17 protein-coding genes are annotated in these 23,636 nt (G+C 71.4%); 8 read left to right on the plus strand and 9 right to left on the minus strand.

The window, feature by feature from the left end:
• Window positions 1-320 (minus strand): hypothetical protein (locus tag NBZ85_RS32600; protein ID WP_261561726.1); only part of this gene is annotated, 320 nt, incomplete at its 3' end.
• On the opposite strand from NBZ85_RS32600, the gene NBZ85_RS07785 reads away from it, so the two are divergent.
• A complete protein-coding gene (locus NBZ85_RS07785) occupies window positions 313-1,077 on the plus strand; it encodes a Kelch repeat-containing protein (protein ID WP_261561727.1) in 765 nt (254 codons plus the stop codon). The genes NBZ85_RS32600 and NBZ85_RS07785 overlap by 8 nt on opposite strands.
• A 56-nt stretch (window positions 1,078-1,133) precedes the next feature.
• On the opposite strand, the gene NBZ85_RS07790 is transcribed toward NBZ85_RS07785, so the two are convergent.
• A complete protein-coding gene (locus NBZ85_RS07790) occupies window positions 1,134-2,249 on the minus strand; it encodes a lysylphosphatidylglycerol synthase transmembrane domain-containing protein (RefSeq protein ID WP_261554176.1) in 1,116 nt (371 codons plus the stop codon).
• 206 nt (window positions 2,250-2,455) lie between these two features.
• Between NBZ85_RS07790 and NBZ85_RS07795 the strand changes: the two genes are divergently transcribed.
• Window positions 2,456-3,085: a TetR/AcrR family transcriptional regulator gene (locus NBZ85_RS07795; protein WP_261554177.1), complete on the plus strand. Its 630-nt coding sequence runs from the start codon at window positions 2,456-2,458 to the stop codon at window positions 3,083-3,085.
• A gap of 25 nt (window positions 3,086-3,110) precedes the next feature.
• On the opposite strand, the gene NBZ85_RS07800 is transcribed toward NBZ85_RS07795, so the two are convergent.
• The 5 genes from NBZ85_RS07800 to NBZ85_RS07820 all read right to left on the minus strand — a co-directional run bounded on the left by NBZ85_RS07800 (window position 3,111) and on the right by NBZ85_RS07820 (window position 11,080).
• Window positions 3,111-4,529 carry an amidase gene (locus NBZ85_RS07800; RefSeq protein WP_261561728.1) on the minus strand — a complete coding sequence of 473 codons (1,419 nt, stop codon included), beginning with the start codon at window positions 4,527-4,529 and terminating at the stop codon, window positions 3,111-3,113.
• Window positions 4,526-7,378, minus strand: coding sequence for an ABC transporter permease subunit (locus tag NBZ85_RS07805; protein WP_261561729.1), 2,853 nt, complete (start codon window positions 7,376-7,378; stop codon window positions 4,526-4,528). The genes NBZ85_RS07800 and NBZ85_RS07805 overlap by 4 nt, the downstream gene beginning before the upstream one ends.
• A 16-nt stretch (window positions 7,379-7,394) precedes the next feature.
• Window positions 7,395-8,426 (minus strand): ABC transporter substrate-binding protein, encoded by a 1,032-nt coding sequence (locus NBZ85_RS07810; protein WP_261554180.1) that lies wholly within the window; start codon window positions 8,424-8,426, stop codon window positions 7,395-7,397.
• 407 nt (window positions 8,427-8,833) lie between these two features.
• Window positions 8,834-10,204 carry an amidohydrolase family protein gene (locus tag NBZ85_RS07815; RefSeq protein ID WP_261554181.1) on the minus strand — a complete coding sequence of 457 codons (1,371 nt, stop codon included), beginning with the start codon at window positions 10,202-10,204 and terminating at the stop codon, window positions 8,834-8,836.
• Window positions 10,205-10,276: 72 nt separating this feature from the next.
• Window positions 10,277-11,080, minus strand: a complete 804-nt coding sequence (locus NBZ85_RS07820; protein ID WP_261554182.1) for an ABC transporter ATP-binding protein — start codon at window positions 11,078-11,080, stop codon at window positions 10,277-10,279.
• A gap of 230 nt (window positions 11,081-11,310) precedes the next feature.
• On the opposite strand from NBZ85_RS07820, the gene NBZ85_RS07825 reads away from it, so the two are divergent.
• Complete coding sequence (locus tag NBZ85_RS07825) at window positions 11,311-13,389, plus strand: hypothetical protein (protein ID WP_261554183.1); 2,079 nt, start codon at window positions 11,311-11,313, stop codon at window positions 13,387-13,389.
• A gap of 127 nt (window positions 13,390-13,516) precedes the next feature.
• Here the strand turns inward: NBZ85_RS07825 and NBZ85_RS07830 are convergent, their stop codons facing one another.
• Together NBZ85_RS07830 and NBZ85_RS07835 are read right to left on the minus strand one after the other, a co-directional pair.
• Window positions 13,517-14,347 (minus strand): SDR family NAD(P)-dependent oxidoreductase, encoded by an 831-nt coding sequence (locus NBZ85_RS07830; RefSeq protein ID WP_261554184.1) that lies wholly within the window; start codon window positions 14,345-14,347, stop codon window positions 13,517-13,519.
• A gap of 51 nt (window positions 14,348-14,398) precedes the next feature.
• Window positions 14,399-15,253 carry an SDR family NAD(P)-dependent oxidoreductase gene (locus tag NBZ85_RS07835; protein ID WP_261554185.1) on the minus strand — a complete coding sequence of 285 codons (855 nt, stop codon included), beginning with the start codon at window positions 15,251-15,253 and terminating at the stop codon, window positions 14,399-14,401.
• A gap of 319 nt (window positions 15,254-15,572) precedes the next feature.
• Between NBZ85_RS07835 and NBZ85_RS07840 the strand changes: the two genes are divergently transcribed.
• From NBZ85_RS07840 to NBZ85_RS33030, 5 genes are all read left to right on the plus strand, one after another.
• Window positions 15,573-17,168 carry a carboxylesterase/lipase family protein gene (locus NBZ85_RS07840; protein ID WP_261554186.1) on the plus strand — a complete coding sequence of 532 codons (1,596 nt, stop codon included), beginning with the start codon at window positions 15,573-15,575 and terminating at the stop codon, window positions 17,166-17,168.
• A 305-nt stretch (window positions 17,169-17,473) separates the two neighbouring features.
• Complete coding sequence (helR, locus tag NBZ85_RS07845; protein WP_261554187.1) at window positions 17,474-19,651, plus strand: RNA polymerase recycling motor ATPase HelR; 2,178 nt, start codon at window positions 17,474-17,476, stop codon at window positions 19,649-19,651.
• 553 nt (window positions 19,652-20,204) lie between these two features.
• Complete coding sequence (locus tag NBZ85_RS07850) at window positions 20,205-21,197, plus strand: acetyltransferase (protein WP_261554188.1); 993 nt, start codon at window positions 20,205-20,207, stop codon at window positions 21,195-21,197.
• 72 nt (window positions 21,198-21,269) lie between these two features.
• On the plus strand, window positions 21,270-22,988 hold the full coding sequence (locus NBZ85_RS07855) for an AMP-binding protein (RefSeq protein ID WP_261554189.1): 1,719 nt from the start codon (window positions 21,270-21,272) through the stop codon (window positions 22,986-22,988).
• 164 nt (window positions 22,989-23,152) lie between these two features.
• A complete protein-coding gene (locus NBZ85_RS33030) occupies window positions 23,153-23,458 on the plus strand; it encodes a nuclear transport factor 2 family protein (protein WP_368861348.1) in 306 nt (101 codons plus the stop codon).
• Window positions 23,459-23,636 lie beyond the last annotated feature (178 nt).

Below are 23,636 nucleotides of genomic sequence, written 5' to 3' on the forward strand. Positions count from 1 at the left end.
ACCTCGACGGCGTCGCCGACCGCGCCGACCACGTCACCCGCGGGCGGTGCGACCACCAACTCGACGATCATCCCGGGCGCGTTGACCGACGAGCCGTCGTTCGGCCCGCTGTCCAACGCGCCGAACGACCCGCTCGGCGACAACAGCACCGGGCCCTCCACCGACACCTCACCCACCGACGAGCCCTCCACCGACGAGCCCTCCACCGACGAGCCGTCGGTGACGCCGAGCACCCCGCCGTCGGCCACGTCGAGCGGGTCGCCGACCGGCACCGGCTCGCCGTCCGCGGCGCCCGGTGCCGGCGCCGCGCCGGTGGGCACCGTCCAGGTCTTCGACCCGGGCAGGAACACCTGGACGGACGCCGCCGACCTGCCGACCCCGCGGACCCATCTCGCCGCGGCGACCGGCACGGACGGCCGGATCTACGCGATCGGTGGCCGTTCCGGTGCCGCCGGCGACCCGACGGACACCGTCGAGGTCTACACGCCGTCCAACGACAGCTGGACGAGGGGGACGGCGCTGCCCACGCCGATGGGTGACCCGCGGGCGGCCCGCGCCACCGACGGGAAGATCTACGTCCTCGACGGCGACACGCTGGCGATCTACGACCCGGACGCCGCAAGCTGGACCACGGCGGACGCGCCGCCGACCCCCGTCAAGGCGCCGGTCCTCACCGCCCTGCCCGACGGCCGCGTTCTCGCCGCCGGTGGCAGCACCGCGGGCGGCGGCTCGGCGACCCGCGCCTCGTCCGACGTGTACGCCTACACGCCCGGCACGGGTGCCAGCGGTTCCTGGACCCAGGTGTCCGACCTGCCGACCGGGGTGACCCGGGCGGCCGGCGCGACCGGACCGGACGGCCGGGTCTACGTCGTCGGCGGGCGGGATGCCGGCGGCGACGCCACCGACGCGGTGCAGGTCTACTCCCCGAACGACGACCAGTGGACCTCCGGCCCCACAGGTGCGGCGTCGAAGCGGGCGGATGCCGCCGCGAGCACCGGCGGTGACGGCCGGGTGTACGTGCTGGGCGGCTCGTCCGGCGGCGGCGCCCTGGACACGGCGGGGGCCCTGAGCGGGTAGGTTCCCGCCCCACCCGGGTGGGGCGGCCGGCACACCGCCGGCCGCCCCAGCTCGGGTCACCGGTACCGGACGCGGTAGGCAACCCAGGCGGGGGCCCCGGCGGCCAGCGGCAGCCAGAACGACACCAGCCGGTAGGCCAGCGTCGACACGGCGGCCGCCGCCGCCGGCACCCCGGCGAGCGCGAGGGTTCCGGTCAGCCCCGCCTCGACGAAGCCGAGACCACCAGGGGTGATAGGGATCATAGCGAGAACGTTGGCGGCAACGTAAGCGAGCAGCACCAGGGACACCCGCGGATGTTGGCCGGCCCCGGCCAGCGCCGCAAGCAGCGCAAGGTAGTCGAGCCCCCACTTGCCGGCGGCGGTCAGCACGGCCGCGGGCCAGCGCCGCCCCAGCGAGCGGATCACGTCCCTGCGGCGGGCGACGAGCACGTCGGGCAGGTCCGCGGGCACTGACCGCCGTGTCAGCCGGGCCAGCCAGGCGACCGCCCGGGCGAGCAGGCGAACCGTCGCGTCCGACCGCGCGAGAACCACCCCGACGACCGCGAGCAGGGCGAACGCCAGCCCGCCGGTGGTGGCGATCGTGGTGAGCCCGGCCGGCGCCGGCTGACCGAAAAAGATCACCGGCAGAACAACCAGGGGCAGGCCGAACACGACGCCGGTAGTCACCATGGAGGTCGCGGTCAGCGCGAACCCGGCGGCCGCGGGGTCGCAGCCGCCCCGGTTCAGCATGCGGAACTGCACAGCGCCGCCGACCGCGATCCCGCCCGGCACGATCCGGCTGATGCTGTTCGAGACCAGCTGCGAGGTGACCGAGAGGGGCCAGCTCAACCCGCTGATCGCGATCCGCTGAAGCTGCCAGACGCAGGCGAAGCTGGCCACCTCCAGCAGGACCATCGCCGGATACCACAGCGGCTGGAACGCCCGCAGCCGGGGAAACGCGGAGAACACCGCGAGCAGCTGCGGCATGAGCAGGTACAGCGCCACGCCGGTCGCGGCGAGTGGGACGACCCGGCCGGCCACCCGGGCCCAGCCGAAACCACCCGGAACAACATCGCCGGCCGAGAGCTCGGCCGAGTCATCCGGAGGTTCGCCGGCGGCGGGGCCGCTCGGGTGCCGCGGCTCCTCCGGGACCGGTGGGAACGGTTCGTCCGCCTCGGGTCCGCCCCCCGACACGGCGGCCACCTCCCCTCGAACACCACGCCGGCCCGTCCTCCGGTGCCCGCCCAGCCCAGCCGGCGACCATCACGCCAGCAACCGCGTAACCATTTCGGAATGCCCCGTCACCATACGCAGCCCGCCATGGGCCGCGGGCGTGGTGTTCCACTCCACCGCGGGACACCCCCCGATCCCGCCCTACCCGTGGATCTAGGCTGTAGGACATGCATGCCGCCGCGAACAGGGGTGACCGTGGCACCGGCCGCGGCGGGCCCCGCCGCGGCGCACTGCACGAGGCCGAGATCGTGGGCGAGGCCCTGGAGATCATCGGGGCGGACGGGGTGGAGGGCCTCACCATGCGCCGCCTGTCCGACAACCTGGGCGTCGCCGTCGGCGCGACGTACAAGCACGTGCCGACGAAGGAACATCTTCTGCGTCTGGTCACGCTCGAGCTCTACACCCGGGTCGGCTCGTGCGAGCCGACCGACGCGGACTGGCGCCGGGGCATCCGGTCGTTCCTGCTGCGCTTCCGCGAGGTCGTCGGCGCCTACCCGGGGATGGCGACCCACATCTCCGCGCACGTCGCCGACCCGATGCCGCATCGGCTCTACACATCCCTGAACGGGACGCTGCGGGACGTCGGCTTCTCCCCGGCCGGCGCGGACCGGGTGGTGCGGGTCCTGTTCTTCTACACCTCCGGGGCCATGCTGGCGCCGCTGACGCTGGACGAGCACGCGGATGCCGAGTTCGCCGCCGGGCTCGACCTGGTGCTCGACGGCGCCCACCGGTCCCTCGAACGCGACCGGACTGCCCCGGCCACACCACCGCCGACCGAGCCGCTCCCATCTAGCTGACGACCGGTCTAGCTGACGACCGGGTCTAGCTGACGACCGGGTGTTCGTCGCGCGGGAATGCCTGCTGGAAGGCCGCAGCGACGCGCAGGACGAGGTCCTCGCGGCCGTGCCAGGCTGCGATCTGCAGCCCGACGGGCAGACCGTCGACGAAGCCGCACGGCACCGTCACCGCGGGGAACCCCAGCCAGTTGAAGATCATCGTGTGGCTGCAGTACACCGGGGCGAAACTGCCGCCCGGGAAGGTCGGGCCGTCGACGGTCCAGGCGCGCTCCCACTCCTCGACGGGAGCGGCGATCCGCTGCGCGGTGACCGACAGGATGACGTCGTAGCGCCGGAACAGGCGCTGGAAATGTTCCCAGTTGCGCGCCCGCGACTGCGCCTGCTCGCGGTAGAGCACCGGATCCAGCGCCGGCAGCGGGGCCGAGTTGGTGCCGACCATGACCTCGTAGACGGAAGGCTCCACCGTCCAGCGCACGGTGCCCCGCTCGGCGCGGTCCTCCCAGACCTCCTCGGTCGGGTCGACCGTGGCGCCGAGGGTGGTGAGGCTCTGCGCGGCCGCCCGGGCGACGTCGATGATCCGCGCGCTGTCGGCGGTGGCGTACGTCGCGGCGAAGCCGAAGTCCTCGGTCCACGCCATCGACATCCCCTCGACGCCCCGATCGAGGGCCTCGACCGGATCGGGGGTGTCATCCTGCAGGCTCACGTAGTCCCGCCCGTCGCCGCCGCTCATCGCGCGGGTGAACAGCGCAGCGTCGCGGACGTACCGGGCCAGCGGCCCGTAGCTGGCGGTGAGCAGCATCGTCGGCTTGTCGTAGTTGACGTGGGGTATGAGTCCGCGCGAGGTGTGCAGGCCCACCACCCCGGAGTAGGCGGCCGGCAGCCGGGTCGAGCCGCCGCCGTCCGAGCCGATGGTCACCGGCAGCAGCCGGGCCGCCGCCGTCGCGGCGCCGCCAGAGCTGGACCAGCCGGGGACACGCGTGGTGTCCCATGGGCTGAGCGCCTCGGCGTCCCAGTTGAACGGGCTGAACACCCCGGGTCGGTCCCGGGCGAGCGTCAGGTCGGCGCCGGCGCCCATCATCGTGTTCGTGCCGATGATGATCGCCCCGGCCCGCCGCAGGCGCTCGACGCAGATGTCGTCGAAGGTCGACACCACATCCGTGCCCGGCTGGACGTAGTGCAGCCCCTCGACCCGGATGTGCGACTTCACCGACGTCGGAATCCCGTGCAGCGGCCCGAGGGGCTCGCCGCCGGCCACCGCCCGGTCGGCGCGCCGGGCCTGCTCGCGAGCACCGGCGTGATCGACTTGCTCGAAGGCACGCAGGACGGGATTGAACTCCTCGATGCGCCCCAGGAAGTGCTCGGTGGCCTCCACGCAGGACACCTCGCGCTTGCCGATCAGGTCTCGGATGCGCCACGCCGGAAGCCAGGTGAGTTCTTCGCTCATGCCGATTGTCTCCTCATAGCCACATCGGGTGCCGCATCAGGTGTCACGTCGGGTGCCGCGTCGGGTGCCGCGTCAGTGGGCGCGCCGTCGGCGCGGAAACGGGCGGTGCCCAGGTAGGCGTCGACGACGGCCGGCGTGCCGCTGATCTCGGCGGGCGTGCCTGCGCCGATCAGCACCCCGAAGTCGAGGGCGTAGACACGGTCGCAGGTGCGCAACACCATGTCGACGTTGTGCTCGACGAGGAAGATGGCCATCCCGCGTTCGTCCGCGAGCCGGCGCAGCACCGCGCCGAGCTCGCGGGTCTGCGCGTCGCCGAGACCGGCCGCCGGCTCGTCCAGCAACAGGACGCTGTGGCCGCCCGCCACGGCGCGGGCCACCGCGAGCATCCGCCGATGGGCGTAGCCGAGGTCCTGAACCGGCGTGTCGAGGAACGGCGCGAGCCCGAAGTCGGCGACCGCGGCCCAGCCGGCGGGGGTGAGCCGGCCCCGGTCCGGGACGACCAGGTTGGTGACGTAGGCGAGGCTGTCCCGACGGTCGCAGGCGCTCTGGAGGTTCTCCAGCACGGTGAGGTCCTCGAACAGTTCCAGGGACTGGAACGACCGGCCGAGCCCCGCGCGCGCCCGCCGTTCGCGGCCCCAGCCGTCGATGCGCGTCTCGCCGAGATGTACCTCGCCGCCGGCCAGGGTGGTGAAACCGGTGATCGCGTCGATCGTCGTGCTCTTGCCGGCGCCGTTCGGCCCGATCAGACCCACGATCTCGCCGGGACGCACGTGCAGGCTCAGCTCGCGCAGCGCGACGACGCCACCGAAGCGCACCGACACCCGGCGCAGCTCCAGCGCCAGCGGCGGGACACGATGCTGCTCCTGGCCTACCGCGCGCCCTGCCCCCCCGACCTCGGGCGCCGCGGATTCGGGCGTCGCGGATTCGGGCGCGTGGGTGGTCGCCCGCCGCGCGCGTGGCTGGAACCCGGCGAGCCGCCGGGGAAGGCGGTCGGCCACCAGCGCGCGCAACCGGTCGTTGGCGCGGCGGCGCAGGAACACCAGGCCGTCGGGCGCGGAGGTCAGCATGAACAGCAGTCCGACCCCGCTCGCCAGCGCCAGGTAGAGCGCCACCTTCGCGCCGAGGAAGCTGAAGATCTGCTGCCCGAGGGTCCCCGGGGCGAACGAGCTGCCCACCAGCGGCCCCGTGGTGGCCCCGACGCCGCCGAGGACCGCGTTCTGCAGGGCCGTCACTGACTGCAGGCCCGCGAAGGCGCCGAAGCTCGGCACCGGATCGTGGAACGCGAGCAGGATGCCGCCCAGCGAGGCGATCATCCCGCCCAGGACGAAGGCGTAGAGCTTCGCCCCGACCACGGAGATGCCGAGCGCCGCGGCGGCGCGCTCGTTGGTCCGCACCGCGATGAGCCGCCGCCCGGCGCGGGACCGGCGCAGGTTGACGATCGCCAGGGCGACGATGACGAGGACGGCGAGCACGAGGCTCGCGTACCGCTTCGGGTAGGTCAGCGCGTCGACCGCCAGCCCGAACACGCGGATGCCGCCGACGTGGTAACCCTCCACCCCGCCGGTGTAGCGGGGGTTGCCGAACACGACGGCCTCCAGCGAGATCGCCAGTCCCAGGGTGAGGATCGCGAGGTGGACCCCGCGGGTGCGCAGCCCGCCGAGGCCCACCACGATCCCTACCGGCACGACGGCCACGACGCCGGCGACGGCGGCGAGCCAGAACGGCCAGCCGTGGTCGGCCACCAGCCAGGCCGTCATCAGCGCCCCGACTCCGGCGAAGCCGATCTGGACCAGGGAGACCTGACCGGCGTAGCCCGTGACCACCACGAAGGACATCAGGATGATCGCGACGATCATCTGGAGGCCGAACGCGTTGACCCACTCGGCGGGCAGCAGCCACCAGACGCACACGACCGCCGCGAGCACCGCGACGAGCGTTGCGAGCCGGTGGGGACGGCCGGCGCCCAGCCGCGGCATCCGGCCGAAGCTGTCGCCCTTCCCGGCGGTCGTCCGCCCGCGGGCGAGCAGCACCACCGCGACCAGGACGAACGGGATGGCGGTGGCCAGACCGGGTGCGGTGACGTAGCGCGTCACCTCGGACTGCCCGATCCCGATCACCAGGCCCGCGGCGAGGGTGATCGGGAAGGACGCGAACCGTCCCACCACCGCCGCGGCCAGCACCGGGATGACGAGGTAGGTGAGGTTCGCGGGCCCCAGTCCGGTGATCGGCGCCAGCAGGATCGCCGCGAGCGCGCCGAGGGCCGCGCCGATCGCCCAGTTCGCCGCCCCGATGAGATCCGGCGAGACGCCCAGGGCCGCGGCCGACCGGGAGTTCTCCGCCACCGCGCTCGTCGCCACGCCGAACCTGGTGAACCGGTAGACGGCCCACAGCGCGGCGGTGAGCACCACGACGATGGCGAGGATGTAGAGGCGGTCCCGCCCGATCTGCGCCCCGAAGACGCTGACCGGTTCGATCGGCAGCATCGACGGGATCACCTTCGGCAGGTCCCCGTAGCGCAGCACGGCCACCGACTGCAGGACCACCAGCAGGGCGAGGGTCGCCACGATCCGGGCGAGGCCGGACGCCCCCCGCATCCGGCGCAGCACCAGCAGGTGGAACAGGGCGCCGAGCACGGCGGCGGCGAGCAGCCCGAGGACCACCGAGAGGGCATCGGGCAGGTCGCCCCCGCGGCCCTCGAAGTACACGTAGGCGCCCACCATGCCCATCGCGCCCTGGGCGAAGTTGACCACGCCCGACCCGCGGTGAACCAGGACGAGTCCGACGGCGGCCAGCGCGTACAGCGCACCCGCGCCCACGCCGAGCGCGGCGAATCTGAATACCTCGGTCATCTCGATTCTCCGTGGATCACTTGGTTCGCAGGATGGGGGCGATGTCGTAGAAGTCGCCCTTGCGAACCGCCTTGCCCCCGGAGATCTCGTAGTTGATCCCGTAGTGGTTGAACACCCGGCGGAAGGACGCGTTGTCCAGCGGCTGCGAGTTCCAGGACGGAACGACGCCCGCGAGGTCCACGTCGCGCAGACCGTTCAGCGCGGCGGTGAGGGAGGCGGGCGTGACCTCGCCGGAGGTGGTGCGCAGCGCGGACCCGACGAGCCGCGAGGCGATCCAGGCGACGACGGCCTGCTCGGTGATCTTGGTCTTGGAGTCGACGGCCCGCGCGTCCGCCTGCACCTGCCTGATCCCGGCGGCGGCGACGTCATGGGAGTTGAGCTGGCTGTCGACGACGATGAGCCCGTTGGCGAGGCTGCCCAGCGAGCTGATGAGGTCCTCGTTGAAGATGGCCGAGATCCCGCCGATCGTGAGCGTGCGGCCGCTCTGCCGCAGGGCGGTGAGCGCCTGCGCCGCTCCGCTCGGGACCAGGCTGACCGCCACGCACTCGGCGCCGGCACCGGTCAGCTTGGCGACCGCGGGCGACAGGTCCGCGGCGTTGGCCGCGACTGGAGCTCGCGCGACCTCCTTGCCGCCCCGGGACTCGAACCCCCGCTTGATGTAGTCGACGAGGAAGTCCGAGCCGTCGAGGTAGACGATGCCGAGCTTGGTGCAGCCCGTCTTGGCCAGGCCCACCCCCAGGGAGACGTAGAGCGCGAACGAGGAGCTGACCGGGAAGGAGTTGGGGCTCGTGTCGTCGCTGACCCCGACCACCGGGATGCCGGCCTTGGTCAGCGCCGTCTGGTCCTGGGCCGTGACGAAGCCCTGGATCACCCCGGCGACCTTCTCGTTGATCGCCTGCCGGGCGCAGATCTGATAGCCGCCGGACGTTCCCTTCGCGTCACAGGTCTCGATCCGTACGTTGGGAAAACCGCGGAGCACCCCGCGCGCCACCGGAACGACCTCCGGCACCTTGAAGGGAATGGTGCTGGTCAGGTCGCCGATCACCATGATCTTGGCACTGACGTTCGACGTAATGGCCGGCGGCGCGCTCGGCGAGCCGCTCTTACTATCATCCGATGAGGATCCTCCGCATGCAGCCAGCACTAGTGCCAGGCATAATCCGACGACAATCGCCGACGTTCGTAAATTCCTGCTCCCGACCATGTGCTCCCCACGGGTCCCGAACCTTACCAGAAAAGGTGTGAGCTGTTTCATACCGGGGCTACAGCCTTTTTTCTACCAGCTTGTATCCCGGTCCGCAAGTATTGATGGAGCGCCTCGTACGCATTCCTGGTGCGGGCAGCAAAAGGAGTAGTAGGGTCGGCGTTTCGATCCGCTCCAGATATTCCACGGATCGATTTCTCGGCAGCATTCCGCGCCGTCGGGCGAAGGCCGGCGGGGAGCCGGCCGGGAGGTCAGCCGCCGGGGGTGAGGGCGACGAGGTCGTCGTCCCAGGCGTGGTCCACCGCGGCCAGGTCGACGTCCTCGGCTGGTCGGGCGTACCCGGAGCGCTTGTGGAAGTGCGCGAGCAGACGCGGGTCGACCTCGTGCTCGCCGAGCACCTCCGCGGGCTGCGGGCCGACGCGGGCGGCCGCGCGGGCCAGCGCCGCCCGGTCGAGGTCGTAGACGTCGATCGCGTTCTCGCCGAGAATCGCCCGGGCCTCCCCCTCGGGCACGCCGGCGAATGCGGCGCGGATCCAGTCGCGGGTGTTGGGCCAGGTCCCCTCCGGGTGCGGGAAGTCCACGCCGAACAGCAGCCGCCCCACGCCGATCTCGTGGCGCATCTCGATCTCGGCGCGGTGCGGCGAGGAGGGAATCACTACGCAGTGCAGGTGGAAGTACTCGCTGGGCGTCCGCTTCAGGGCGAGGCCCGGGCGGGCGGCGCGCTCGTCGAGGTGGCGCAGGGTCGCCGGCAGCCAGTCGGCCCGCACCTCGGTCAGGGCCAGGCGCAGGGCCGGGAAGCGGTCGAACACCCCGCCCAGCATGAGCTGCCACATGGCCCGGCGCGGCCCCAGATCAAGCCGCAGGGGCGAATCGGCGCGGGCGTCCATCTGCTCCCGCAGCCGCTGCTGCAGGTTCAGGTCGATCTCGCCGGACCCGCCCATCGCCTGGTGCACCTGCCGCAGGAACGCCTGGAACTGGCCCTGGACCCCACCCCAGCCGGCGTGCACGGTCACCACCAGCCCGAGGCGGGTGCAGGCCGCCCAGAACGGGTCGTAGTACGGGTCGTGCAGCGGCGGCAGCGCGGGGTCGGCGACCATGCCGGGCAGCAGGACCCCGACGAATCCGTGCTCGGCCGCCCACTCCAGCTCGGCGACGGTCGCCACCATGTCCAGGCACGGCCCCGCCTCGGCGACGCCGTAGAACCGGCCGGGCGCGGTGGCCATCGCGTCCGCCAGCCAGCGGTGGTAGGCCCGGGTCCCGGCCGCGCGCAGCCGCGGCGGGTAGGGATTGTTCACGACGCCGAAGAACGGCAGCGTGCACATCTGGTGGCCCGACAGCAGCAGCTCACCGGCGATGCCCTCGGCGTCGAGCTCGCGCACCCGCCGCTCCAGGTCGAACGCGCCGAGCTCGCCGCCGGTGCGGATGGCCTCCCGGCCGTCGATCACCTCGAGCGTCTCGTCGGACGAGCCGCTGGCAGTGATCACGACGGACAGCCACTCGTCGTTCTCCGCCGTCAGGCGGTCGAGGTCGCGGAGGAACTCTGGCTCGATGTAGTCGCGGTAGGCCTGCGGCGGGGCTCCAGTGTGACCGTCGGCGGAGACGAGAACCAATCGCTGTCCCATGTGACTCACCTCATAGTTCAAGTCCGCTCACCCTGCCCTGACCGCACCGCGGTGTCAACAGTGTTCACCTCACTAAAGTGCCAGGCCCGCCGTCGAATGCGCGGGTCGGTCGGTCGCCAGCTCGGCGTTCGACAGGTAGGTCCGCTCGATCTCGCCGATGCGGCCGCGCAGCTCACGGGCCTCGCCCTCCAGCACCACCCGCCCGTGGCTGAGCACGTACGCGCGGTCCGCGACCTCGAGGGCGTCCCGGACGTGCTGTTCGACCAGGAGCACCGCCCCACCCCGGTCCGCGGCCGCGCGCACGGCCAGCAGCAGGCGTTCGAGGACCAGGGGCGCGAGCCCGAGCGAGAGCTCGTCGGCGAGCAGCACCCGGGGGTCGGCCGCGAGCGCGCGCGCCAGGGTGAGCATCTGCTGCTCGCCACCGGAGAGCAGGCCCGCCCGGCGGGGCAGCAGCGGCGCCAGCTCCGGGAACAGCTCCAGGCACCGCTCGCGATCGCCCCCGCCCAGACGCAGGTTGTCGGCGACGGACAGCTCCATGAACACCGACCGTTCCTCGGTGATGTAGCGCAACCCGCCGCGGGCGCGCCGGTGCAGCGGCGCGGTCGTGCGGCGCCCGTCGAACAGCACCTCGCCGCGCAGGGGCCGCAGCTCCCCCGCCAGGGCCCGGACCGTGGTCGTCTTGCCCGCGCCGTTGACCCCGAGCAGCGCGACGACCTCCCCGGGCCGCAGGACCAGATTCAGGTCGTGCACGACGGGGGTGGGCCCGTAGCCGACCGACAGGTCACGAATTTCCAGCCGCGCCCGCGGGGCCCGATCGGGCGCTAAGAGGGTGTCCCCGCTCTGCCGGGGTGCCGGGTTACCGGAAGTGTTCGTCATGCGAGGACGGTACCGCCCGGACGGCCGATGTCCACGGCCTTCCGGTGGCCTCCCCACGCATTCCCGACGGGCTCGTCGGTGCCCGTCCGAACCAGCCACCCGGACTGGGTGAACGCTGTTGACTCGACGGCCACCACAGTCGTACGCTGCGCCCACCACCGGCCGCCCGGCGGCGGCATCGGTCGGCATTCCCCAGTACCCCACCACCCGCGTGGAGGATGACTGCTGTCATGGACGTGGACGGAAAGATCGCGTTAGCCACCTACATTCCCGCCGACACATTCTTCGGCGCTCCCTACATCGACTCTGACGAGTGGCGTGAAAGCCCCTTACCCCACCGCCACGTGCACGGCGGTTTTCGCGACACCGACACCCGCTTCACCTTCTACTTCCCCACCGAGGACTCCTACGACGGCCGCCTGTTCCACCCGCTCGAAGGCGCCCACGCAGGCCACGAGGACGCCTTCGGCGGCCCGATGGGCGACGTGATCGGCGGGCTGGCCCTCATCTCCCGCCTCGGCGGCTACATGATCGAGTCGAACTCCGGCCACATCGGCGACGACATCGACCCCCGCGGCGGCGACGACCCCACCCTCTACGGCCACCGCGCCAGCGTCGAGACCGCCCGGTTCTCCAAGCACGTCGCCGCCCAGGTCTACGGCGCCCCGCCGCACCACGCCTACGTCTGGGGCGGCAGCGGCGGCGGTCGGCGCTCGCCGCTGTGCCTGGAGTACGGCACCGGCGTCTACGACGGCGCGCTGCCGTTCATGGGCGGCGGCGAGATCGCCGCGCACGGCGTCACCACGCTCATGAAGGGCGCGCAGGTGATGGCCTTCGCGTCGATGTTCAACGTGCAGCGCCTGTTGCGCCACCAGGCCGCCGGGGTCATCGACGCGACGCGGCCGGGCGGCAGCGGCGACCCCTACGCCGGGCTGACCACGCACCAGCGCGAGGAGCTCGCCAACCTGTACCAGCTCGGCTACCCTCGCGGCGACGAGTTTATGATCTTCTCGCCGATGGGGCAGATCTGGCTGTGGTCGTCCATCGCCGACCGGCTCGCCGCCGAGGACGCCGAGTACTTCACGGCCTTCTGGACGCAGCCCGGCTACGTCGGCCACGACGCGCCGGACGCCCTGGCCGACGACATCCTCGACGTGACCACGACCGTGAGCCGGGTGGTCACCGGACGCGAGCTGCTGACCGACCCCGCCTACGCCGGGCCGGAGTTCGGCGGCCTGCGGGTGATGGCGTCGCTGATGAGCGCAGGGCCCGATCTGCCCATGGCGATCGAGGTCGAGGGCCTCGGGGACGGCTACCGCCTCGGCGCCGGCCTACAGCTCGTCAGCGGGAAGGCCAAGGGGCGCCAGCTCTACTGCATGGGCCACGCCGGCAGCCTGCTGAGCGCCGACGGCGTCGCCGAGGCCAACCTGCTGCGCTTCCGCGACGTCGAGGTCGGCGACGAGATCCACGTCGACAACCGCCGGTTCCTGGCGTTCTGCTACTACTACCGCCACCACCTGATGGACGAGCCGGCGTTCGACTTCCTGCGCCCCGACGGCCGCCCGATCTACCCGCAGAACCGGGTGCCCACGATGTCGCCGCTGATGGGCGTGGCCTACTCGGGCCAGTACGAGGGGAAGCTGCTCTGGGTGCACCACACCCACGACGCCTCGCTGTGGCCGCCGCAGGGCCTGGTCTACGAGGCCGCGGTACGCGCCGTGCGGGGCCCCGAGGCCGCCGCCGAGCGGTTCCGCCTGCGCTGGACCGAGAACGCCGAGCACATCCCGCCGGCGTACCTGCCCTCGGCGCCGGACCGGGCCACCTCGACGTGGCTCATCGACTACCTGCCCGTCATCGAGCAGAGCCTGCTCGACCTGGTCGCCTGGGTGGAGCAGGGGGTCGAGCCCGCCGGGTCGCGCTACGAGTTCCGCGACGGGCGGGTCACGCTGCCGGCGACCGCGGCGGAGCGCGGCGGCATCCAGCCGGTGGTCTCGGCGACGGTGGACGGTGGCGAGCGGGCCGAGGTGCCGGCGGGCACCGCGGTGACCCTGCGGGTGGACGCCGAGGTGCCACCGGAGGCCGGCACGATCATCGCGGTCGAGTGGGACCTCGACGGCTCGGGTTCGTTCGCCGACCCGGCCGACATCGTCGGCACCCCCACGGCCGTCAGCCTGACCAGGACGCACACCTACCCCACGCCGGGCACCCGGTTCGCGACCGCCCGGGTGTGGTCGCACCGCGACGGCGACCGAGACGCCGTGCACCGCCGCATCCCGAACGTCGCCTCCGTGCGGATCGTTGTGACCTGACCCGCCTCGTCCCAGCCCGTCGCGGGGCCGGCTGCGCACCGTCGCGCAGCCGGCCCCGCGACGCGTTTCCGCCCACCACGGCAGCACCACCGAGGGCCCGAGGGCGCGACGGCGCGACGGCGCGCGGTCAGCGGCCGCCGAAGTCCGCCCGGACCGCGGTGGTGATCTCGGCGTAGCGCCCGAGGCTCACCGCGTCGGCGCCGCCGTCGACCGGCAGGATCACCCCGTTGACGAACCGGGACAGGTCGCTGGCCAGGAACACCACCGCCGCGGCGATGTCCTCGGGCTGCCCGACCCGGCCGGCCGGCTGCTCGTCGCGCAGCGCCTCGGCGAGGTGTTCCATGAAGGCCGGCCGGCGGTCCCGGGCGATGCCCACGCCCATCACCGGCGTCATCGTGATGCCGGGGCAGATCGCGTTGGAGCGGATGCCGTGCCGGCCGAGCTCGGCCGCGGCATGGCGCACCACGCCGATGACGGCGTGCTTGCCGATCGTGTAGCTCGGCTGGCCCAGGCCCCCGCGCAGGCCCGAACCGCTGCTCGTGGTGATGATCGAGCCGCTGCGGCCCTGCTCGATGAACACCCGGGCAGCGTGCCGGTGGCCCGAGACGGCCGAGCCGACGATGAGGCGCAGCGACCGGTCGAGCCCGTCCGGCCCGAGATCGACGAACCCGGCCTGGTCGCCGGCGCCGCTGGCGTTGTTGAACATGATGTCCAGGCCGCCGAAGTGCCGCACCGCGGTGTCGACCAGGTTGGCGACCTGATCGTCGTCGGAGACGTCCGTGTGGACGTAGATCGCGGCGTCACCGAGCCGCTCGGCGGCGGCCCGGCCGCGCTCGTCCTGGATGTCGCCGATGACCACGTGCGCGCCCTCGGCGACGAACGCCTCGACGCTGGCCAGGCCGATGCCACTGCTGCCACCGGTGACAATCGCCGTCTTGCCCACCAGGTTGTCCGGCATCGCCGTTTCCTTCCGGTCCGTCCTTGCGCGGGGTTGGGGAGCGCGACCGGATCAGCGCAGCAGGATCTGGCCGCCGTCGAGCATGAGCGTCGCCCCGGTCAGGTACTGCATGTCGTCGCTGACCAGGCCAACGATCGCCCTCCCGATGTCGGCGTAGGGGTCACCGAGCCGGCGCAGCGGGGTCTGGCGGCGTTGCGCCTCCCAGCGTTCGGGGCTCTGTTTCATGTACTCCTCGGCCGCCGGCGACCAGGCCGCCGGGCAGACCTGGTTCACCCGGATCCCATAGCGGCCCCACTCGATGGCGGTGACCTTCGTCAGGCCGCCGATGGCCTCCTTCGCCATCGCGTACCCGAGCAGGCCGGGCGCGCCGCGCACGCCGATCCCCGACCCGAAGTTGACGACCGCACCGTGGCCGGAGTCCCGCAACGCCTCGAAGCAGGCCTGCATCATGTGCACGCTGCCCAGCGGGCCCGTCTCGAAGGATTCGAGGAGCTGGGCGTCGGTGGCGTCGACGGTGGGGACGCGGACGGTGTTGTTCCCGCCCTGGGCGTTGTTGATGAGGATGTCGACCGCGCCGAACGCCGCCAGCGTCGCCTCGACCGCGGCCTGCGCATCGGCCCGCTCGGCCACGTCGCAGCGCAGCGCCAGCACCCGGGCGCCCTTGCCGGACAGCTCCTCGGCGGCGGCGATCACCTTCGACTCGGTACGGCCGAGCAGGGCCACCGCGGCGCCCTCGTCGGCCAGCGCCTCGGCGATCCCCCGGCCCAGGCCCTGGCCCGCACCGGTGACGACGGCGACCCGCCCGGCGAGCCGGCCGGTCTGATCCGGGGCCGGACCGTGTGTCGAGGACGGCGCGGAGGCCGTGGACGGCTCGGAGGCAGTGGATCCCGCGACAGGCGTGGCCATCGGCGTCAGGCCGCCGTCGCCGCGGAGCGGGCTAACGGTGCGGAATCGATGTTCCCAGACAGCTCGCTCGCGCCCATCAGCAGCTCCGTCCCGTGTTGCCCTCGGGCCCAGCCTCGCGCCGGCGCCCATGGCCCCACCCGGTACCCGCGGCCCGCGTGCGGGTACCCGGCAGCGTTTCAGAGTGCCCTCGACCACGTCAACCGGTCGCGGCCGGGGCCAGTGAACGCTGTTGACACACCTTCGGTCGACGCCTAATTTTCGGTGCATCGAGCCACTTCACTCGCGACCTCGAACGGGCCCACGCAGGAAAGGAACGATCATGCCGGATATCGTCATCGAAACGTCGAGCGGCCGGATTCGCGGCACGACGACACCATCGGGCGTGCACGTTTTCAAGGGAATTCCGTACGGCGGATCCGTCGCCGGCGCGAACCGATTCCAACCGGCCCGCCCGCCCGAGCCGTGGACGGGTGTTCGCGACGCCTTAGCCTATGGCCCGACCGCGCCGCAGGCGCGCCCGGCCGAGGCGGGCGGCACCGGCGCGGACGATCCCGCCTCGGCCGCGCGGATGGCGCCGTTCCTCGCGTTCCTGCACGGCCTGGCCGGGGACGAACCGGCCCAGGACGAGGACTGTCTGGTGCTCAACGTCTGGACCGGCGGCGTCGACCAGCAGCGCGCCCGCGCCGTGCTGGTGTGGCTGCACGGCGGCGCCTTCAGCACGGGCTCGGGCTCCTGGCCGCTCTACGACGGCACTGCCCTGGCCGCCCGGGGCGACGCCGTGGTCGTCACGATCAACCACCGGCTGGGCCCACTCGGCTTCCTGCACCTCGGCGAGCTGGCCGGGGACCGCTACCGCGACGCGGGCAACGCCGGCATGCTCGACATCGTGCTCGCCCTGCGGTGGGTGCGCGACAACATCGCCGGGTTCGGCGGCGACCCGAACCGGGTGCTGCTGTTCGGTGACTCGGGCGGCGCGTCGAAAACCTCCATCCTGCTGGGCATGCCGGCGGCGAAAGGCCTGTTCCAGCGGGCGGCGGTGATGAGCGGCCCGCTGATCCGCTCCTGCCCGGCGGACGTGGCGACCGCGAACGCCGAAGAGCTGCTCGGCCGGCTCGGGATCGCCCCGGCCGACGTCGCGAAGCTGCACGACGTGCCGGCCGAGCTGCTGATCGAGGAGGCGGAGGCGACCGGGGTGCCGATCGCCTCCGGGCTCGCCGGGGCGGCCGGCAGCGAGCAGTTCATGCCCTTCCAGGCGGTCGTCGACGGCCGCGTCCTGCCCGCCCATCCGATGGATCCGCAGGCCTCCCCGCTGGGTGCCGACGTGCCCGTCCTCGTCGGATCGACCCGGGACGACATGAAGATGATCATGTTGGGGATGCCGTGGTTCGGCTCCCTCGACGACGCCGGCCTGGCCGCGCTGGCCGGCGGCATGTTCGGCGCCGCCGGGCCGGAGTTCGTGCGCGCCTACCGCGCGGACCGGCCGGATGCGACGCCGAGCGAGCTGGCGTGCGCCTTCGTGACCGACCGGGTGATGTGGTGGGGCGGGATTGACTGGGCCCAACGGAAGATCGCCGCCGCCGGCGCCCCGGTGTATGTCTACCGTTTCGATTTCGCCACGCCCGCCCTCGGTGGGATTCTCGGGGCCACCCACGGCGGCGAGATCCCGTTTGTGTTCGACAATTATCCACTCACCCCGATGGCCGGCGACCGGCCCGAGAATGCGAGTGTGGCCCGCGCGGTCAGCGAGGCGTTCGTGCGTTTCGCTCAGGAGGGCGATCCGAACCATCCCGGATTGCCCACCTGGTCGCCGTATACGCTCGACCGGCGCGCCACCATGATCTTCGACGCCGAGTCCCGCGTCGAGGATGATCCCCGCCCGGCGATCCGCGAGCTCCACGCCCATGGGACGCGCTGACCGGTCGATCACGGGCAGGCGGCCGCGCCACCCACCCCCGCGAGCACCGGGGATCGACGGTCAACGGTCGGGAGGAGAAAGGTAGGAGGAAGGGATGGAGAGGAGTACCACTCCCCTCCATCTTCAACCTATAGCACACTGGGGGGCTTGCGGCAAGACCCGGGGCGTGCCGCAGAATCGCTGGCCGGGGCCAGAACCTGCGGGCATGGGAGTCGCGGAATGCGGGTGTTGTCGTCGACGTACGGGGCGCTCGCGGCTGACCCGCATGCTGCCGCGCCACGACGAAGAACATCGGAGCTGATGCCGTGAGCCCTCTGACCACCAGTGCGTTCGACCTTCCCGACCGCCTCGCCCCCAAGGCCGACCCGACGCTGATCGCCGGCGACGAGCAGCACTTCGCGGCCATCGCGCAGAGCCTCGAGGCGTCGATCGCCGACCTGGCCGACCGCCTCGATGCCGAACGCAGGGCGCCGGGCGGCATAGGCCAGGCGGCGATGGACCGGGACCTGGAGATCCACCGGCTGACCGCTCGCCTGCGCGCCCTGCGCCGCTTCGGGCTGGACCTGTGCCTCGGGCACATCGTCGGCGCAGACGACCCCGAGCCCATGTACATCGGACGACTCGGCCTCGCGGACGGCGAGGGTCGTCGGCTGCTTCTCGACTGGCGCTCCCCCGCGGCGGAGCCGTTCTTCGGAGCGACCCACGCCAACCCGATGGGGCTGGCCAGCCGCCGCAGGTATCGCTGGGCCCGCGGCCGGATCAGCGACTACTGGGACGAGGTGTTCACCCCGGACGGCATTGAGGGGCATGCCGCGCTCGACGACCAGTCCGCCTTCATCGCCAGCCTGGGCGGCAACCGGTCGGCCCGGATGCGAGACGTGCTCGGCACCATCCAGGCCGACCAGGACGCCATCATCCGCGCCGGATCCGACGGTGCTCTCGTCGTCGACGGCGGTCCGGGCACGGGGAAGACCGTCGTCGCCCTGCACCGCTCCGCCTACCTGCTCTACTCCGACCCTCGCCTCGGTCACCGCCGGGGCGGCGTGCTGTTCGTCGGTCCGCACCAGCCCTACCTGACCTACGTCGCCGACGTCCTGCCCGGCCTCGGCGAGGAGGGCGTGCAGACCTGCACCCTGCGGGACCTCGTCGCGGAGGGAACCGTGGCAGAGATCGAGACCGACCGGGGCGTGGCCGCACTGAAGTCGTCCGCGAACCTGGTGAAGGCGATCGAGGCGGCGGTGCAGTTCTACGAGGAGCCACCCACCAAGCCGATGACGGTCATGACCCACTGGTCCGACCTCCAGCTGAGCGCCGACGACTGGGCCGAGGCGTTCGACGTACCGACACCCGGTACCGCACACAACGAGGCGCGCCAGGAGGTCTGGGCGGAGCTACTCACGATTCTGCTGGACAAGCATGAGGCGTCCCACGGCAGCGACGTCCCGGCCGACCAGTTCCGCAGGTCGCTGCTCCAGAACCGGGGGCTGCGGGCGACGTTCAACCGGGCCTGGCCGCTGCTCGACGCGACCGATCTCGTCGCGGACCTGTGGTCGGTGCCCGCCTACCTGCACAGATGCGCTCCCTGGCTCAGCCGCGACGAGATGCGGCGGCTGCAGCGCGGCGACGCCAGGGCCTGGACGGTGTCCGACCTGCCGCTGCTGGACGCGGCGCGGCAGCGGCTCGGCGACCCGGGGGCGGCCCGGCGTAAGCGTCAGCGGGACGCCGCCGTCGCCGCCGAACGCGAGCACAAGGCCAGGGTCGTCGACAACCTGCGCGAGGCCGACGACGAGTACGGCATGGGCCTGGTGACGATGCTGCGCGGAGAGGACTTCCACGACGTCCTGGTCGACGAATCCGCACTGTCCAGCACCGACCCGGACCTGCTCGCCGGCCCGTTCGCGCACATCGTCGTGGACGAGGCCCAGGAACTGACCGACGCGGAGTGGCAGATGCTGCTGCTGCGCTGCCCGTCCCGGAGCTTCACCATCGTCGGGGACCGCGCCCAGGCCAGGCACGGGTTCACCGAGTCGTGGCAGGAACGGCTGACGCGGATCGGGTTCGACCGGATCAGCCTGGCCTCCCTGACCATCAACTACCGGACGCCGGAAGAGATCATGGCGCAGGCCGAGCCGGTCATCCGGGCGGTACTCCCGGACGCCAACGTGCCGACCTCCATTCGCAGCAGTGGCGTCCCCGTCGTGCACGGATCCGCCTCGGAACTGGGCTCGATTCTCGAGGCCTGGCTCGCCGCGCATGCCGACGGGATCGCCTGCGTCATCGGCACCGGTGACAGCAAAGACGCAACGTTCCAGGCGACCTCCCGCGTCCGGTCGCTGACCCCGGAGCTGTCGAAGGGGCTCGAGTTCGACCTGGTCGTCCTCATCGACCCGGAGGCGTTCGGTGACGGCATCGAAGGAGCGGTCGACCGCTATGTCGCGATGACCCGAGCGACCCAGCAACTCGTCATCCTCACGAGCTCCTGATCTCGGCCGGGACCTCGTCGAGACGACGATGGCTGCCGGCCGGAAGTTCGTTGAAACAGACAAGATCGCCGTAGCGGCGTTCCAGGCAGCAAGGGATCGCCGCGTGTGCTCCTTCGGTGCGGCGGGCATGGCACCTCGGGACGATCAGGACGGCGTGGGAGCCTCCATGATCACCCGAGGGTCATGCCCGTCCTGTTTCGGGGTCCGATCCGCAACCCACCACAACCCAGTCTCACCGAAAACCCCCGGCACGGCCCATGAGCCGCTACCCAGCAAACTTGCCGGGGCCCTGAACAAACCCTGGACGGGGTCAGACTCCGCCCGCGTTCCAGCCCTCACAATTTCTCATCAATTCGTTTCCTTCGATGGCATACAGGCTGTTATGCTCAGCGACGCCGGACGGTACTCACCTGACTACACCCCTCCATGGTCGGGCAACCCCCATAGGGTTGCCCGAGCTTTACCGGTGGTTCATCCGGACATGTCCTTGTGCGGTCTGCCTGACAGTAGATGTTGTTCGTGTCCTGCTGCCTGCCCGATGGGTCGGAGGGTCATGCTCGCTGAAAAGGATTTCGCAGCCTTCATCGCCCGCCATGCGGGAGTCGACGCCGAACAGGCGGATTCCGGCGCCCGTCTCGGCGCGGACCTGGGACTCGACTCGTTCGCGCTGCTCGAGCTGCACGCCGCGATAGCCGGGCTAGGCGTCGACCTGTCGGAACGGGCCTGGTTGCGCATCGGTACGGTCGGCGAGCTCTATGACCAGTGCCTAGCCAGATCGCACCGGCCCGAGCCGGTGACACCCGAGACGCAACTGCCGTTCCCTGATCTATCCGCGCCGTTGACCGCATCGCAGATACGCCACCCGAGCAGGCCGGTCACCGTGCAGCCACCGGACGCGGGTGCCGGAGCCCCACATGGTGGAGAGGTCACGGACCCGGCCGGTTTGCGCATTGATCAGCACGTTTCGCCGCCGACCGCCGCGGTGCAGGGCGGCCGAGGCCTCGCGGACCCGACGCCACCTCGGCCGCCGCAGCGGAGCGGACGGTACTTCAGGCTCGCACCGCTTCTCCCAGCGTCAACCCCGTTCCTCTACGAACTCGCAATCTCCCCGGAGACCGGATTCCGGTGGCGGTATCGGGGTTCGGTCCCCAGCTACGCGCAGTTCGAGCAGGAACTTTGGCAGGGAATGCTCTCCCAGTTCCTGGTGGAGTCAGTTGAGACTGGCGAACCTGTCGGCAATGTAATTTGCTACAACCCGGACTTTGCACTTGGACACGCCTACGTGGGCGCCGCGGTCAGCGGCCGCTACGCAGGATCAGGAATAGCGATCGAGCCGGTCCGCCTGTTCATCCGATACGTCTTCGATGTCTGGCCGTTTCGTAAACTCTACTTTGAGCTCCCAGAATTTAACCTGCCACAGTTCGCAAGCGCCCTGGGAAACGGGCTGCGGACGGAGGGCAGATTGGTCGATCATGAGTACTACCAGGGCCGCTACTGGGATCGGCTGATCCTCGCCGTGTACCGGGACCAGGTTGACTCGCGGTAGGACGACCGGCCAAGAACCCTCGCAAACAACCCCGGCCGGATCTCCGACTGGCCCCGCGAATCGGGACGATAGTTGACATATCTAACCGAGAAGATCGAACGAGCCGCCAAGCAGTCCGGCTCGGTGACGTTTCTCGACGGCACGGATGTGCAGCGGGTCGAATGGTCGAAGTTGTACGACGACGCCCTACGACTGTCCGCAGCGCTGCAGGGGATCGGCGCCGGCTCAGGCCATCCCCTCGGCATCCTGGCGCCGACGTCGCGGCCCGCGGTCGTGGCTGCCCTCGCAGGCTGGCTTGCCGGCGCCAGTGTCACCTTTCTGCCGTCGCCGGCCCGTGCCACAACCCCGGCCGGCTACCTTGCGGCTACCCGCGCCCGGCTGGACTCCCTCGGCGAGCCCGTTGTCCTCGTCGGCGACCCGTGGACCGACTCGATCGATGGGCTGGCAAATCCCGGGCGCGTCGTCACCGACCTGCCCGGGGTGCTGTCCACAGCGCTGGCCGGACCCGAACCCATCACCATGGTCCCCGCCGGCTCCGACGACGACCCGGCTGTCCTCCAACTGACGAGCGGGACCACCGGCGCCGCGAAGATTGTGCAGATCAGCCATGCAAATCTTGCTGCCAACATCGACGCGATCAAGCAGGCCACCGGGCACGAGTCCATCCATGGCCGAATGCTGTCCTGGCTGCCACTGTCCCACGACATGGGGCTGGTTGGGAGCCTTCTGGTGCCGCTGACCTGCGGACGATGTGACACCATTCTGTCCAGCCCGGCGGACTTCCTGGCCAGACCCGCCGAGTGGATGCGGCGGGTGGACCGCCATCGGGCCACCACGACCGTCGGTCCGAACGCCGCATACGCTCTCGCAGCCCGCTTGCTCGCCACCGGCCCCACACTCGACCTGTCGTCACTGCGCTGCGCGCTGTCCGGCGGGGAACCCATAGACCCCGAGGTGGTGGACGCCTTCACCGCGGCAGGGCGCAGACACGGGCTCGACCCCGCGGGGTTCGTACCCGCCTACGGGATGGCCGAGGCGACGGTCGCCGTGGCAATCTCTCCTGTTGGCCGCGGACTGCGCTGCGACGTGGTGGGCGCGGAGGATCTCGAACGGCACGGAATAGCGGTACCGATGCCTGCTGGCGCCTCACCGGGAGCCCCCGCCAGGCCGGGGATCAGCGTCAGCAGCGAGGGAGAGACGCCGCCGGCCGGCCGCGTCCGACGCATACCTCTGCTCGGCAAGCCGGTCCAGGGGCTCGAAGCAAGGATTGTCGACCAAACGACCGGTCGCCCGATGCCCGAACGCCAGGTCGGCGAAATTCAAGTCCGTGGGACTTCGGTGACGGCCGGCTACCGTGGTGACGCCGAGACGACCTCGGCGCGATTCCTCCCCGAGGGCTGGCTTCGCACCGGAGATCTGGGTTACCAGGCCGGCGGCGAGCTCGCGGTCACGGGCCGCATAAAGGACGTTGTCATCCTCGCTGGACGCAACATCTACCCGGACGAAGTCGAGCGAGCGGCGGCCCGGGTGCCGGGAGTGCGGCCGGGCAACGCGGTCGCCTTCGGCTTCGCGCGCCGGGGACCGTTGGGAGACGGCGAAGGTCTCGCCATTGCAGTCGAAAGCCGAACGGACGATCCCGAACGCGTTCGCACCCTGGTTCTCGATGAGGTCCGGGCCGCGCTGGGAATCATGCCACACGCGGTGATCGTCCTCTCGCCGGGATCCATCCCGAAAACCCCGTCTGGCAAACTGCAACGGGCCGAGGCTGCGCGGAGGTTCACGCCCCGATGATCCCTCCCGCACCCGCCCAGGATGGGGACCGTCCAGGCGGCCTCCCCGATCTGACCAGGACTCCCCAGTCCGGAGTCGATCTCGTCGGCACCCTGCTTTCGGCCTGGACTGAAACAAATCCGCTACGCCGGGAAGCGGCGCTGACGGCCAGCTGCACCCCGGACGTGCGCTATACCAACCCGATCGGACAGGCGCAGGGCAGACCTGCGGTCGCCGAGCTCCTCGGCCGGATCGCCAGCAGTTACCCGACCCTGCGGCCGGTTCGGATCAGTGCGATCGATCTTCATCACGGTTACGGACGTTTCGAGTGGGCCATGTGTCTTCCCAACGGCCACCGCGTGCTTGAGGGACTCGACGTGATCACCCTCTCGGCAGATGGAACCCGCATTGCCGAGGTCGTCGCGTTCTTCGGCCCGACCGATCGCACCACCACCTACACCTACGGCGCGCCAGCTCACGGCGAACCATGACGCGCCGACGCGCATCACATTGCGCTTCCTTCCACTTCACTCTTCACGTATCCACAACCATTCCGAAGGAGAAAGATGCGTAACTTCCCGAGCCCCTCGCGCCGCGCGGTGGGAACAGTCGGCGCGCTCGGTGTGGGGATCGGCACCGCGCTGGGCGCCGCGCCCGCCCAGGCCGCCC

It is taken from the genome of Frankia tisae (assembly GCF_025403405.1).
GTDB lineage: Bacteria > Actinomycetota > Actinomycetes > Frankiales > Frankiaceae > Frankia > Frankia tisai.